The sequence below is a fragment of the Citrobacter sp. RHBSTW-00859 genome (genome assembly GCF_013729795.1).
In the GTDB taxonomy this organism is placed as follows: Bacteria; Pseudomonadota; Gammaproteobacteria; order Enterobacterales; family Enterobacteriaceae; genus Citrobacter; species Citrobacter braakii.
This window is the reverse complement of the sequence record NZ_CP056284.1, coordinates 404,023-416,996: the sequence shown is the minus strand read 5'-3', so window position 1 is coordinate 416,996 and position 12,974 is coordinate 404,023. Positions and strand designations below refer to the sequence as shown.

Below are 12,974 nucleotides of genomic sequence, written 5' to 3'. Positions count from 1 at the left end.
GCCTATATCATGCTTCTCCCGAAAAGAACAGGCGTGCTATTAACAATGGATGTTATCGCGAAGCAATTTACCTTTATATTTAAGAGAAAGCGTAACGATGTGCTGTACTGCGTTATGTTTTTTGTCGGTGTCATTGTTATTATTCATTCGTTATATGCCTATAGATTATTTATTGATTCTATCAATACGAAAAACAAAACCAGTCAATCAATAACGTCCGTTGTCCTCAGGCTGCCAATGAATTTACCGAAAAACAGTAGGGAAAACGCGACTGATAATAAAGAAGATGTCTCAATTAAAAATTCGATGCTCGATCTCCAGCTAAATGGCATTATTGCGAGCACGCTAAAAACACGTTCACAGGCTATTATCACCATTAATGAGAAAGCAAAATTTTACAGTACCGGAGATAAACTTGACGATCTCCCTGACGTAAAAATTACGGACATTGATAATAATAGCGTGACGATTGATAACAATGGCTCCCGGCAACGCATCGCTTTTATTGATGAGCCTGATATATTCTCCAGGGCACCGGCACCATCGCTGCCACATGACAGCGCGCCACATTCCCTCAGCGACATCATTATTACTAACTTTATCTATCAGCAGGAAGCGCTACAGGGCGTCAGATTAAACGCCCGTGGTCCGGTTGAACGTTTTATAGCAACCGGACTCAGGCCTGGCGATATTGCGATCAAAATGAACAACCATCCGCTAACTCAGGAAGCGTCAGCAAAAGCGGCACTACAGGAATTTGTAACCTTAAACTCTGCCCAGTTCACCGTAATACGAAACGGTCAGGAAGCGCTGGTGAATGTATCCGTTACTGAGAATGATTAACCTTAAGGACGACAAAATTGCGCAAAGGAATTAAAAAAACGGCTGCATGGATACTGGCGCTACAGTTTTGCTCCTTTCCATTTCAAACCATGTCAGCGCAATATTCGGCAAACTTCCAGGATGCGGATCTCCGGGAGTTTATTACCTCGGTCAGTAAGCAAATGGGCAAAACCATTCTGATCGATCCGTCCGTCCAGGGAAAAATCTCCGTTCGCAGCTTTGACAGTTTCAACGAGGAGGAATACTACCAGTTTTTTCTCAGCGTTCTCGATATCTACGGCTACTCGGTTATCACCCTGGATAACGGCCTGCTGAAGGTTGTTCGCTCCGCAACGCTTAAGACCGCGCCGGGAAAAGTATTGGCACAGTCGCAACCGGCGGTCGGCGATGAATTTATCACCCGCGTCGTGGCGCTGAAAAATGTCCCGGTACGCGATCTGGCTCCGCTATTACGCCAGATGATGGACAGCGGCGGCATCGGCAACGTCGTACACTATGATCCTTCTAATGCGCTGTTGATCACCGGTAAAGCCAATATAGTCAATCGCATCCTTGAGGTTGTGAAGCGGGTCGATGTTATCGGTACTCAGGAACGTGAGCTTATCAAACTGCGCTACGCCTCGGCAGTTGATTTATCTGACGTAATTAACAGCCTGATTCGCGAAGAGTCAAAGGAAAACCCAACGCAGATCCTGCTGCCTAAAATTGTCGCCGACAAGCGCACCAACGCCCTTCTTATCAGCGGGCCGGACAATGTGCGCCAGCGGATGAAATCTTTAATCGCTAAACTGGATATCGAACAGACCACGCAGGGCAATACTCGCGTGTTCTATTTGAAATACGCCAAAGCCACTAAAATCGTTGAAGTGCTGACCGGCGTGTCAACCAAACTGACGGAAGACAAGCAGTCGTCTTCGCAGAGCGTGGCTACCCCTTCCCGGGATGTCTCGATTAACGCCGATGAACAAACCAACTCGGTGGTCATTACCGCAGACCAGAGCACCATGCAGGAGCTGGAAAAAGTCATCGCTCGTCTGGATATTCGCCGCGCACAGGTACTGGTTGAAGCCATCATTGTGGAAGTCCAGGATGGCAACGGCCTGAATCTTGGCGTGCAATGGGCCAACAGCAACGTCGGCGGTCAGCAGTTTACTAAAACGGGGCTGCCGATTTTCGACGCCTCAAGAGGCGCGCGCCAGTTTGATAAAAACGGTTCGATGACCAGTGACAACCCTATTGCCAGCGCGTTAAGCAGTTTTAACGGCCTGGCGACGGGCTTCTTTGAGGGGGACTGGAGCGTCCTGCTCACCGCGATCTCCTCCGACAACAAAAACGATATCCTCGCCACCCCCAGCATTGTGACGCTGGATAACAAAGAAGCATCGTTTAATGTCGGCCAGGATGTGCCGGTGCTTTCCGGCTCGCAAACGACCTCCGGCGACAACGTCTTTAATACGGTCGAACGTAAAACCGTCGGCACCAAACTGAAGGTCACACCGCAAATCAACGAAGGCGACGCGGTGCTGATGGAGATCGAGCAGGAGGTGTCGAGCGTCGATACCGCCTCCGGTAACGCCAGCGATCTCGGTCCGACGTTCAACACCCGTACTATCCAGAATGCCGTGCTGGTCAAAAGTGGCGAAACCGTGGTGCTGGGTGGCCTGCTGGATGATTCAAGCAAAGAGCAGGTTTCCAAAGTACCGCTGCTGGGCGATATCCCTGTTCTCGGACAGCTATTCCGCTACACCTCAACGGAAAATGCGAAGCGTAATTTAATGGTCTTTATCAGGCCGACCATTATTCGCGACGACGAGGTTTATCGTTCGCTCTCAAAGGATAAGTACACCCGATTTCGTGATTTACAGCAGCAGCGTATTGATAAGCAATCCAGTGGATTGGTCGGCGTGAAGGACGAAGAACGCCCGATGCTTAAAGAGCTGAATTTCGATGTGCCGACCGACGCGCCCAACGACCAGCCATCGCGCAATCCCTTCCGGGAATGATCCAACATGACTGACTTATGGACGCGCATTCCTCCCCAGCATCCTCTGCCGCTTAATTACGCACAGGGGCAAAAATTTGGTATCGCGGTCGCGGTGGATGAATTGTTCTACCGCACCGACACGCCGCTGGAAAACGTGCTCGAGGCCAGCGTTGCCTGTCAGCGCTTCAGCCGCCTGACGCCAGCGCAATTTGACGACCACCTGGAGCAACTTTTCCAGCACGGCGCCGGAGAGTCCCGGCAGATTGCCCAGGATATCGATCAGGAGATCGACCTGACGGCGCTGAGCGAGGAGTTACCCGACAACGCCGATCTGCTCAGTGATGAAAACGACGCACCGGTTATCCGCCTGATCAACGCGGTTCTTCATGAAGCCGTGAGGGAAGGCGCGTCGGATGTGCATATCGAAACCTTCGAAAAATCGCTGGTGGTGCGTTTTCGTATCGATGGTGTCCTCAAGCCAGTCCTTCAGCCCGCTAAAAAACTGGCGCCGCTGCTGATTTCACGTATCAAAGTCATGGCGCGACTGGATATTGCCGAAAAACGACTGCCGCAGGATGGGCGTATTTCCCTGCGCCTCGGACGCAAAAATATTGATGTCCGCGTTTCGACGTTGCCCTCGCAGTACGGCGAAAGAGCTGTATTGCGCCTGCTGGATAAAAACAGTCTGCGCCTGACGCTGGAGAATATGGGGATGTCGCCGGTGGATAGTCTGCGGCTGAAGGGTTTAGTACAGCAGCCACACGGCATCATTCTCGTCACCGGCCCGACAGGTTCGGGAAAAAGCACCACGCTGTATGCAATTCTCGCCGAGCTGAATTCCCCCCAGCGTAATATCCTGACCGTCGAAGATCCCATCGAGTACGAGCTGGAAGGCGTCGGACAAACCCAGGTAAACAGCCGGGTGGATATGTCTTTCGCCAGGGGACTGCGTGCCATCCTGCGCCAGGATCCGGACATCGTCATGGTCGGCGAAATTCGTGACGCCGAAACAGCGCAGATAGCGGTTCAGGCATCGCTCACCGGACATCTGGTGCTTTCCACTCTGCACACTAACAGTGCCTGCGGTGCGATTACCCGATTACGGGATATGGGCGTTGAACCTTTCCTGCTCTCGTCATCGCTAAGCGGCGTTATCGCCCAACGTCTGGTGCGTCGCCTCTGTCCTGCCTGCCGCGTTCATGCTCCCATTCCTGACTCTCAGAAATCCCTCCTGCGCGCGCTCGATCCCACCGCTCAGACAATCTGGCAGGCTTGCGGATGCGGCGAATGTCGGGGAACAGGCTATCAGGGGCGACTGGCGATTCATGAAATTATGCTGGTGGATAAAACTATGCGCAGCATCATCCATCGCGACGCCGATGAACACGCCCTGGAACAGTGCCTGCGCCAGCAAAGCCGGAGCCTGCGGGAGAACGGCCTGCTGCGCGTGCTGGCGGGCGAGACCACGCTTGAGGAAGTCATGCGGGTCACCTCTGCGCAAGAGGATACGCAATGAAATATCAGTGGCAAGCAATGGATGACCGCGGCGCAACCCGCCGTGGAACGCTGGATGCCGCCAGCAGCAAAGAGGCGCGCGAGGCGCTACGCACCCAGGGTCTGCACCCGCTGGTGTTAAATGAGAAAAAGGTCATTTCGCTGTTTCGGACGGTAATAAAAACGCCTCGTTTACGGCTTAGCGGGAGTGAACTGGCGCTGTTCACCCGCCAGCTCGCCACGCTGGCCAACGCTTCGCTACCGCTTGAAGAGGCGCTGTTCGTTATTGGCCGGCAGAACAAAAATAATAAACTGGGGCTGGTGCTACACGACCTGCGCGAACGGATCCTCGCCGGACATACGCTTTCCGAATCGCTGGCCGCCTGGCCGCGGATCTTCGATTCCGTTTACCGCACGCTGGTGAAAGCCGGTGAAAAAAGCGGACAGCTCGGCTGTGTGCTGGAAAAGCTGGCTGACTACAATGAGTTACGCCAGGCAACACGCAGTAAACTCATCCAGTCACTGATTTATCCTTCCCTGCTGACCAGCGTGGCGATCGCCGTCGTCGCTATCCTGCTCACCACAGTAGTGCCCAAAATCGTGGAGCAGTTTCTGCATATGAAAGAAGCGCTGCCGATGTCCACGCGCGTGTTGCTGGCAATCAGTGGTGCCATGCGCGACTACGGATTGTGGGTAATCGCATTGCTGCTGATTGCCTTTTTCCTGTTTCGCCACTGGCTCACCCGTCCCGGCAAACGGCATCTGCTTGACCGCTGGCTTCTTGATTTCAAACTCAGTCGCGCCCTGCTGCGCGCTATCCACTGCGCCCGTTATTTGCGCACCCTGAGCATTCTTAATATCAGCGGCGTTCCGCTGCTGGAAGGGATGACGCTGGCAACCGAAGGCATCGGTAACCGAGAAATTAGTCAGCGGCTGGGTCAGGCTGCGGAGCGCGTGCGCCAGGGTTCAGGCTTTCATCTCGCCCTGGAAAAATGCGATCTCTTCCCGCCGATGATGCTCTACATGATTGCCTCCGGGGAAAAAAGCGGCCAGCTCAGCGAGCTGATGGCGCGCGCCGCCGACCAGCAGGAAACACTGCTACAAAACCGCATTGCGCTGACGCTGGCGCTGTTTGAACCCGCGCTAATTATTACGATGGCGATGATTGTGCTGTTCATCATCGTCTCGGTTCTGCAACCCATTTTGCAACTCAACTCATTGGTAAGTTAAGGACAAAACGTGAATAGTAATGCACATAAGCAGCGAGGATTTACGCTGCTGGAGATGATGGTGGTGCTGGTTATTTTGGGCATCCTCGCAAGCCTGGTCGTCCCCAGTTTAATGGGCAATAAAGACAAAGCCGATCACCAGAAAGCCATCAGCGACATCGTGGCGCTGGAGAATGCGCTGGATATGTACAAACTGGATAACTATCGCTATCCGCTGACGGCGCAGGGGCTAAAGGCGCTGGTCGAAAAACCGACCGCCAGCCCAATCCCGGAAAATTACAACGCGAAGGGATATATCAAGCGTCTGCCACAGGATCCCTGGGGTAATGAGTATCTGCTGGTAAGCCCTGGTGAACACGGCGATTACGATATTCTCTCCGCAGGTCAGGACGGTGAACCCGGCACCGCTGACGACATTACTAACTGGGAACTGGGTAAAGCGAAATAATCGGAATGAGGCAGAAGGGATTCACGCTACTGGAAGTCATTCTGGTGCTGACGATTATCGCGCTTGGCGCCTCGCTGGTGATGATGACCTACGGGCGACAAAATGATACCGCGAAAGCTATTACTGCAGCCGAACAGCTGGCGGCACTGACTGAATATGCCGCTGACTGGTCAACCATGGAGGACCGCAGTACCGGTATTGAGATCCGCGAACAAGGCTGGCGCATCGTCACACCGATTGGCAATCGCTGGCAGACGCCAACCCAGTTCTATCGCCTGGCGACCGATGGGAAGTGGGAAAATGACTGGCAGGTGGCTCTGTTCCCGGCGTCGCTTGCCAGGCAATCCGTCGGTACGCCGCAAATTCTGATTCACCCGGACGGTGAAATTACGCCGTTTACGCTACACATCCGCAGCCGTAAAAATAATAGGCTGCTGTTCACGCTCGCCAGCACCGGCGGGCTGCCGCTGGTGCTCACCCTAGGCGAAAGCCGATGAGCCAAAGGCAATCAGGAATGACGCTTCTGGAAGTGCTGCTGGCGATATTCATTTTCGCCACCTGCTCCCTCGCGCTACTCAACAGCCTGCACGGTCAGGTTAGCGCCACCGCAAAAATGGAAGAACATGTGCTTGCCGGTTGGATAGCGGATAATGTGCTCAAAACCTATCAACTGGCCGGGCAGAGCCCCGCTAAAACAGCGACAGGCAGCAGCATTATGGGTAAACGCCGCTGGGACTGGTCGTTGACAGTCTCACCCGCCGATGCATCCGGCCTCAGCACCTGGACAGCTGACGTCGCCCTTGAGGACAAGCAGAAGATCCGCCTGCAGCGCTTTATTCCCTCGCCGCAAGGAGGACCGCAAAATGTCTCTCGGCCCTGAGAAACAGCACGGCTTTACCCTGCTGGAAGTTTTACTGGCTATTGCTCTGTTCGCCATGCTCAGCCTGCTGACGGCGCAGATGCTGACGACGACAATTGACAGTAACGAACAGACCAAAAAGCATCAGCAGCGTTTTTCCGCTATCGTGCGTACCGTCAATTTGCTGGATAAAGATATCCGACAGCGGGTGCCGGTAACCCAATTGCAGGGCGAAAAAGAGACGCTGATGCTGACGACAGCCAGCAGTAACAGTTATCCTGGCGCCTGCTGCGCGCCCGATATCCAGCGAGTTCAGTGGTATCTGCAGGATCATACTTTATACCGCACGCTCTGGCGCTACCCGGAAGATGCAACCGCGGCCATCACTCAGCCGATGCTCAATGGTGTGAACACCTTCACGTTGCGTTATTACAACGGTAAAGAGAAAGCGTGGACGGACACGGCGAAAATTCCATCTCCTGGCGCGATGGAAGTCACTCTCAAACTTGCTGATTCCGGCACGATAACTCGTCTGACGCTGTTACCAGAGAACCGCCAGCCAGGAGAACAGCAATGACCCGGCAAAAGGGCGTGGCGCTGCTGGTAGTGCTGATGATCCTGGCAATTATGGCGGCGCTGGCCAGCGAAATGACCGTGCGCTACCAGATCAACCTCAAACGTACCAGCTACACCCGGATGCGGCTACAGCAAAACTGGCTGGCAGAGCTGGCTGAAAGCCAGGCCATGCGTATTCTTGAACAGGACCTGCGGGATAATGAGAAATACCTCACTCACGAGCAGCTCTGGGCGCAGCCGCAGCGTATTCAGCTCGCCAGCGGCGACGCTATTAGCTGGCAGCTATCTGACGAGCAGGCCTGTTACAACATTAATGCGCTGATTAACGCCCCGACCGATCGAATGAAAGAGCCGCCCGCCAGCGTGAGCGTCTTTCTGGCACTGCTGGAAAACATTGGCGTCACCAATGCCCAGGCAGAGGCGCTGGTTGATGCTATCGCCGACTACATCGATAACGACGATATTCCACGCGCCTCCGGTGCCGAAAATGAGTATTACCAAACAAGTAACGACCCCCACACCATTGGCGGACGACGCATCTGGTCAATCAGTGAGCTCAAACAAATCAAAGGGATGACGCTTTCTCTTTACCAGCAAATCTCCCCGCTACTCTGCGCGCTGCCTGATGATGAGCTAAAAATCAACATCAACACCCTGACGCGCCGGGATGCACCGTTGCTTGCGGCGATGCTCAATAATGCTGTCCCGCCACGCGAGATTGAGCGCCTTTTTGATACCCCGCGCAAAGGACGAAAAATCAGCATTGAGACGCTGTTAAAGACATTCGATAAGGATAATCCAGCTCATAAGCTGTCGCAGTCCACATTCAAAAGCATTGCGGTGGCGACCAGTCGTTACTTCCGCCTTGAAACGACTATCGAACAGGGCGATAGCGCCGGGAGCACCATCAGCCAGTTGGAATACGATCCCAAAAGAAAGGCTCTGTTTATTACAGCCCGCAAAAGCGTGGCGCGCGACCATTAAAGGGAACTAAATGACGCCAGACACATTACTGCTACGTCCGCTGCCGGGAAAACTGGAATGGTGCTGCCCCAACGAGGCACAGCCTCCGGTTATTGTTGAACAGGCGGCTTACCTCCAGCCGAACGCGCTGGCCGACCTGCCGGATGCCGGTAACGCCTGCCTGTTCCTGTCACCTGATTATTTCTGTTTTCGTCGCGTCGAATTACCGACGGAAAACTACAAAATCAGTGAACAAACGCTGGGCTGGCTGGTGGAGGACGCCGTTGTCGGTGATACAGATAGCCTGCACTGGACGGTTCTCGCCAGAGAAGAAAACACGCTCCATCTGGCCGGGATCGCCAGGACTACGCTGAACGATCTATTGACGACTTTCCGCACAGCTGGCGTGACGTTGACGTATATCGTTCCGGATGGTTTCTGGCTGCCGTATGTCACGGATAGCTGGAGTCTGCTAAAACAAGATGAGCGATGGTTAATCCGTTACGACGCGTGGAAAACAGGCGTGCTGAGTGAAGCACTGCTCACGCATTTACTCGCCAGCCATACAGAGCAAAAAATCATCAGCGCCAGCCCGCTTCCTGTGCCTCACGCTCATGTCGAATACCTTGACTGGCAGCCGCCGCTGGCGTGCGCCTGCAATGGTGATAATATTCAGGACATTAACGTATTACACGGCAGCTTCCGCCCTTTGCCCCCGACACAACCGACCCCGCGTCTGCTGAAATATGCCGCCATAGCAACATTTGCCCTGGCGATAGCGCTCTTCTCAGGGCTGAAAGGGGTGATGCTCTGGCAGCTTCATCAACAGAAACAGGCGCTCTCAGCTGAAGGTGCCACCCTGTGGAACCGCTATTTCCCAGGTGATAACCGCAACAGCAATTTTAAATATTTCTTCGAATCGTCCGCGAGGGATCGCTATCCGGATGTGCTGACGTTACTGACTCAGCTTCAGACCCGATTAAGCACATTGCCGGGGCTTACCATCCGCGAGGTCAACTACCGGCTCGAACAACGCCTTTTTACCCTGACGCTCAACGTTCGCGATCCGGAACATCTTCGCCGCTTTATGGTGCAGACAAACGACGAATTTATCCTGACTCAACCGCCAGAAGGGACGACAGGTAGCGTCCGGCTGACCCTGAAGGAGCGCAAATGAATATGAATAGCTGGTGGAGCGAAAAAAACGGCAGAGAGCAACGCAGTCTGATATTCCTCGCCGTTTTCTGTCTGCTGGCGGGATTCTGGTACGGCGTGGTTCAGCCCCTGGATAACGCTATTTCACAGCAGAGGCAGGAAAATGATCGTCTCAGGAGTGAGATCCTGTGGGTAAATGAGGCGATTCAGCGTCGCGGATTAGTTGCCAGTAGACCGGGCACAAAGACCGATCCGGCACTGATACAACATAGCGCGCAGCAGGCAGGTCTGAATATCAGCGTTGTGACATCCACTCCCGATCATTTTGCGATCTCGCTTCCCGTTGTTAAAACCGAACCATTATTTGCGTGGCTTAATACCCTACAAAATGAGGGAATACAGGTTTCGCAACTCACGTTTAGCGCCCACCCGGTCGCCGGGGAGATTGCGGTGGAAGCCCTTGAACTCTATCCGGTGGGGAAATGACGGAACTCATTAACATTGCAGCAATGGCGCTTGTCGGGCTGATAGTCGGTAGCTTTATGAATGTAGTGGTTTATCGACTGCCGATCATGATTGAGCATCGGCACAGCGAAACATGGAATATCGCCTGGCCTCCGTCGCACTGTCCGCACTGCCAGCACAGGCTATCGGTGCGTAACACTATTCCACTATTCAGTTGGCTGTGGCAGCGGGGGCGTTGCCAGGCCTGCGCTAAGCCAATTTCATGGCGTTACCCACTGACTGAACTGGCGTGTTCTTGTGTTTTTGCGCTTATCGCCGCGTTTGTCCCTTCAATGTCTGATGCGATTGCCATCATGACGCTGTTCTGGTTTATTTTCGCACTGGCGCAAATTGATCTCCGGACGTACCTGCTGCCGGATGTGCTGACGCAGCCGCTGCTCTGGCTCGGTCTGATGTATCACAGCGTTTACGACAGAGAGATGTTACCCGACGCGCTGTACGGCGCTGTCGCTGGCTATCTGACGCTCTGGCTGGTCTGGTGGGGATGCAAAATACTTGCGGGCAAAGAGGGCATCGGCCTGGGTGACGCTAAGCTACTGGCGGCGATGGGTGCCTGGTGTGGATGGCCAGCGCTACCGCCCATTTTACTCGCTGCATCATTGCTGGGCATTGCCTGGTGGCTGATCCTACGCCTTACCCGAAGGACGTCGATACCGCTTATTGCGTTCGGTCCGTGGCTTGGACTGGCAGGTTGGTTGATTTTCAGCGCGCAAAGTTCAGGTGTTATCGGGTACTGAAAGGAGCGGCAGGCCTGCCGCTCTGCAAAGTTTGCGTCTACGCTTCGCGAATCTGTGCCTGAAGATAGTTCTGGAGTCCCATCTTCTGGAGCAGATCCAGTTCCGTTTCCAGCCAGTCAATGTGACCTTCTTCATCAGCAAGGATTTCGATCATCATATCCCGGCTAACGTAGTCATGGACGCTGTCGGCATAGGCAATGGCTTCACGTAAATCTTTAGCCCCATCGAGTTCGAGTCGAAGATCGGATTGCAGCATCTCTTCAACATCTTCGCCTATACCCAACTTACCAAGATCCTGTAAGTTTGGGAGCCCTTCTAAGAATAAAATACGCTCGATATATTTATCAGCGTGTTTCATCTCATCGATAGATTCATGGTACTCAACATCATTGAGGCGAGTCAGTCCCCAGTTTTTGAACATACGAGCATGGAGAAAATACTGGTTGATTGCGACAAGCTCATTTCCCAATAGTTTATTGAGATAATTTATGATTTTAACATCACCTTTCATTTTATAGTCCCTCCGCTTCCACTCTTAGAGCGTAGATGGGGCTACAGGGATGTCAAAAAAAAGAGTGTGACTTAGGCGATCTCTTTAAATTCTGGCATTTGCGTTAATTCATCCTGCATGACTTCGCGGGCAGCACGAATGCACTTACCGCATTGATTTCCAACAGGAATAAATTTACGCAATTGCTGAAAGGACTGAGGATGACACTGGCGAACAGCCTGACGTATTTTTTTATCACTTATCGCATTACACAAACAAACGTACATGATCGCTCCCGTTCAATTTCTGCGCAAAGTGTAAATGAGAATAGTTATGATTACAATAGCACAACGCTATTTACGCAGCGGGAGAATGAATGAAAAATGCGAATAAATATGACAACTGCTAAATCGCGGACAGCAAAAAGGGCGCCGAAGCGCCCTTTTTAAGCTCAAAGCTAATTAATCAATAATTAGCTCATTACTTTAGCAACAACGCCCGCACCAACAGTACGGCCGCCTTCACGGATTGCGAAACGCAGACCGTCGTCCATCGCGATTGGGTGGATCAGAGTAACAACCATTTTGATGTTGTCGCCCGGCATTACCATCTCAACGCCTTCCGGCAGTTCGATGGTACCAGTCACGTCAGTAGTACGGAAGTAGAACTGCGGACGGTAGCCTTTGAAGAACGGAGTATGACGGCCGCCTTCGTCTTTGGACAGAATGTACACTTCAGATTCGAACTTGGTGTGCGGTTTGATAGAGCCCGGCTTAGCCAGTACCTGACCACGTTCGATTTCTTCACGTTTGATACCACGCAGCAGAACACCAACGTTCTCACCAGCACGGCCTTCGTCCAGCAGTTTGCGGAACATTTCAACGCCAGTACAGGTAGACTTAGCAGTCTCTTTGATACCAACGATTTCAACTTCTTCACCAACTTTGATGATACCGCGCTCTACACGACCGGTAACAACGGTACCACGACCGGAGATGGAGAATACGTCTTCGATAGGCAGCAGGAACGGCTTGTCAATCGCACGCTCTGGTTCCGGGATGTAAGAATCCAGGAAGCCAGCCAGTTCGATGATTTTCGCTTCCCACTCTGCTTCGCCTTCCAGCGCTTTCAGAGCAGAACCACGAACGATCGGAGTGTCGTCGCCCGGGAAATCGTACTGAGACAGAAGTTCACGAACTTCCATTTCTACCAGTTCCAGCAGCTCTTCGTCATCAACCATGTCGCATTTGTTCAGGAACACGATGATGTACGGAACGCCTACCTGACGACCCAGCAGGATGTGCTCACGAGTCTGCGGCATCGGGCCGTCAGTCGCAGCAACAACCAGGATTGCGCCGTCCATCTGCGCAGCACCGGTGATCATGTTTTTAACATAGTCGGCGTGGCCCGGGCAGTCTACGTGTGCGTAGTGGCGAGTCGGGGTGTCATATTCAACGTGAGAAGTGTTGATGGTGATACCACGAGCTTTTTCTTCCGGCGCGTTATCGATCTGGTCGAATGCACGAGCAGCACCGCCGTAGGTTTTAGCCAGTACGGTGGTGATTGCAGCGGTCAGGGTAGTTTTACCGTGGTCAACGTGGCCGATGGTGCCGACGTTAACGTGCGGTTTTGTACGTTCAAATTTTTCTTTAGACACGGCTATATTCCTTA

15 protein-coding genes are annotated in these 12,974 nt (G+C 53.1%); 12 read left to right on the top strand and 3 right to left on the bottom strand.

Features of this window, described 5'->3' with window-relative positions; genetic code table 11:
• Nucleotides 1-45 precede the first annotated feature (45 nt).
• From gspC to HV302_RS01950, 12 genes are read left to right on the top strand one after another with little or no spacing between them, the layout of a single operon-like run.
• Nucleotides 46-843, top strand: a complete 798-nt coding sequence (gene gspC / locus HV302_RS02005; protein ID WP_181627431.1) for a type II secretion system protein GspC — start codon at nt 46-48, stop codon at nt 841-843.
• A gap of 17 nt (nt 844-860) precedes the next feature.
• Nucleotides 861-2,846 carry a type II secretion system secretin GspD gene (gene gspD / locus HV302_RS02000; protein WP_016157610.1) on the top strand — a complete coding sequence of 662 codons (1,986 nt, stop codon included), beginning with the start codon at nt 861-863 and terminating at the stop codon, nt 2,844-2,846.
• Between the two features lie 6 nt (nt 2,847-2,852).
• Nucleotides 2,853-4,343, top strand: coding sequence for a type II secretion system ATPase GspE (gspE, locus tag HV302_RS01995; protein ID WP_181626859.1), 1,491 nt, complete (start codon nt 2,853-2,855; stop codon nt 4,341-4,343).
• Nucleotides 4,340-5,551, top strand: coding sequence for a type II secretion system inner membrane protein GspF (gene gspF, locus HV302_RS01990; RefSeq protein WP_181626858.1), 1,212 nt, complete (start codon nt 4,340-4,342; stop codon nt 5,549-5,551). Before gspE ends, gspF begins: the two co-directional genes overlap by 4 nt.
• Before the next feature lie 54 nt (nt 5,552-5,605).
• A complete protein-coding gene (gene gspG / locus HV302_RS01985) occupies nt 5,606-5,998 on the top strand; it encodes a type II secretion system major pseudopilin GspG (protein ID WP_249419339.1) in 393 nt (130 codons plus the stop codon).
• Between the two features lie 5 nt (nt 5,999-6,003).
• Nucleotides 6,004-6,495, top strand: a complete 492-nt coding sequence (gene gspH, locus HV302_RS01980) for a type II secretion system minor pseudopilin GspH (protein WP_181626856.1) — start codon at nt 6,004-6,006, stop codon at nt 6,493-6,495.
• Entirely contained in the window at nt 6,492-6,878 is a 387-nt protein-coding gene (gspI, locus tag HV302_RS01975; RefSeq protein WP_181626855.1) for a type II secretion system minor pseudopilin GspI, read from the top strand. Before gspH ends, gspI begins: the two co-directional genes overlap by 4 nt.
• Nucleotides 6,862-7,434, top strand: a complete 573-nt coding sequence (gene gspJ, locus HV302_RS01970) for a type II secretion system minor pseudopilin GspJ (RefSeq protein WP_181626854.1) — start codon at nt 6,862-6,864, stop codon at nt 7,432-7,434. The genes gspI and gspJ overlap by 17 nt, the downstream gene beginning before the upstream one ends.
• The gene (gene gspK / locus HV302_RS01965; protein ID WP_181626853.1) at nt 7,431-8,417 is read left to right on the top strand and encodes a type II secretion system minor pseudopilin GspK; all 987 of its coding nucleotides are present in this window, start codon (nt 7,431-7,433) and stop codon (nt 8,415-8,417) included. The genes gspJ and gspK overlap by 4 nt, the downstream gene beginning before the upstream one ends.
• Nucleotides 8,418-8,427: 10 nt before the next feature.
• Nucleotides 8,428-9,573: a type II secretion system protein GspL gene (gspL, locus tag HV302_RS01960; RefSeq protein WP_049270606.1), complete on the top strand. Its 1,146-nt coding sequence runs from the start codon at nt 8,428-8,430 to the stop codon at nt 9,571-9,573.
• Nucleotides 9,570-10,037 carry a type II secretion system protein GspM gene (gene gspM / locus HV302_RS01955; protein WP_181626852.1) on the top strand — a complete coding sequence of 156 codons (468 nt, stop codon included), beginning with the start codon at nt 9,570-9,572 and terminating at the stop codon, nt 10,035-10,037. Before gspL ends, gspM begins: the two co-directional genes overlap by 4 nt.
• Nucleotides 10,034-10,813, top strand: coding sequence for a prepilin peptidase (locus HV302_RS01950; protein WP_181626851.1), 780 nt, complete (start codon nt 10,034-10,036; stop codon nt 10,811-10,813). Before gspM ends, HV302_RS01950 begins: the two co-directional genes overlap by 4 nt.
• Nucleotides 10,814-10,850: 37 nt before the next feature.
• Here the strand turns inward: HV302_RS01950 and bfr are convergent, their stop codons facing one another.
• The 3 genes from bfr to tuf form a co-directional block, all read right to left on the bottom strand.
• Nucleotides 10,851-11,324: a bacterioferritin gene (bfr, locus tag HV302_RS01945; RefSeq protein WP_016154761.1), complete on the bottom strand. Its 474-nt coding sequence runs from the start codon at nt 11,322-11,324 to the stop codon at nt 10,851-10,853.
• A gap of 71 nt (nt 11,325-11,395) precedes the next feature.
• Nucleotides 11,396-11,590, bottom strand: coding sequence for a bacterioferritin-associated ferredoxin (gene bfd, locus HV302_RS01940; RefSeq protein WP_181626850.1), 195 nt, complete (start codon nt 11,588-11,590; stop codon nt 11,396-11,398).
• Nucleotides 11,591-11,775: 185 nt separating this feature from the next.
• Entirely contained in the window at nt 11,776-12,960 is a 1,185-nt protein-coding gene (gene tuf / locus HV302_RS01935; protein ID WP_003031109.1) for an elongation factor Tu, read from the bottom strand.
• Nucleotides 12,961-12,974: the final 14 nt, after the last annotated feature.